The sequence below is a fragment of the Bathymodiolus azoricus thioautotrophic gill symbiont genome (assembly GCF_001298715.1).
Classification (GTDB): Bacteria; Pseudomonadota; Gammaproteobacteria; order PS1; family Pseudothioglobaceae; genus Thiodubiliella.
The window spans coordinates 1-1,185 of record NZ_CDSC02000323.1; the positions used below are offsets into that span (position 1 = coordinate 1).

General features: G+C 32.0%; 1 protein-coding gene. It reads left to right on the plus strand.

Annotated elements, in window-relative coordinates:
* On the plus strand, positions 1-897 hold an 897-nt coding region (locus tag BAZSYMA_RS06210; RefSeq protein WP_090716768.1), incomplete at its 5' end, for a DMT family transporter.
* Between the last annotated feature and the right edge of the window lie 288 nt (positions 898-1,185).

Here is a 1,185-nt window from a genome sequence, read left to right on the forward strand (position 1 = left end):
ATCAAAATAGATTCTAAATATTCTAATTTAATTCAATTAGCTGTTGGCGGACTATTATTTTCTTTGTCTGCAATTCTGGTCTCTGTGGTGTCAATAGGTGGAGGTGGTGCAGCATTTTATAGAATGTTTTTTGCGGCTTTGTCATTTTTTATTATTCTAATTTTAACTGGTAATAGAGTCTCTCTGTCACCAAGAGATTATATCTACTCAATACTAACTGGTTCTGTATTAGCATTTAATTATATAGTATGGCATAAAAGCATTCACATTGTAGGACCTGGAATAGGCTCTATTTTGACCAATACTCAAATCTTTTTTATGGTTGCAGTAGGAGTTATTCTTTTTAAAGAGCACATTACCATACCAAAAGTACTTGCTGTTTTAATAGGTTTTTTAGGTATTGTAGCACTTACAAACAATGAAACTAAAATTTCAGATGTAGGATTAGATGGTATCTTATATGGATTAGGATCTGGGGCAGCATATTCAATAGCAATCCTTTTTTTAAAGAACATAACAAGCACAAATAAGTTTTTATCCATGTTTGTAGTCTGTTCGACGGCCTCACTTTTTATATATGTGTATACTTCAGTTTCAAATGAGAGTATAGCCATAAATAATGTTGAAACATTAGTATATTTATTGGCTTACGGAATTTTGGTTCAAGTATTTGGATGGTACCTAATAGCAAGCTCCGTGCCTCACCTGTCATTATTTACTGTTGGACTAGTTTTGTTAGTTGAACCTTTGATAACTTTCTTAATTGATATTACTTTATTAGGTAAAGAGGTTGTTCTTATTCAAATCTTCGGGGCTATTCTGACATTATTTGCAATGTATATTGGACTAAATAAAGAAAAGAAAAATGAAGGAAATAATATTAATTATAGGGAATAAAAGCTATTCACCATGGTCTCTGAGAGTGTGGTTCTTTATGAAACAATTTAATTTAAACTTTGTAGAAAGAAAAGTTCAGCTTTGCACATTATTACTTTTTCAGACCTTTCCCCAATCCAAAAATAAAAACCAAAAAACACACACAAACCCCAACTGGCATAATGATTTCAACCAAAAAACAGTTTCACCCATTAGGTGAAAACCAAAGGCAACCAAGCCCCTCATTAACCAACCAAACTTTATGCGTTTATGAGCATTTTAAACGACAAACTTGATACAACTAACGAA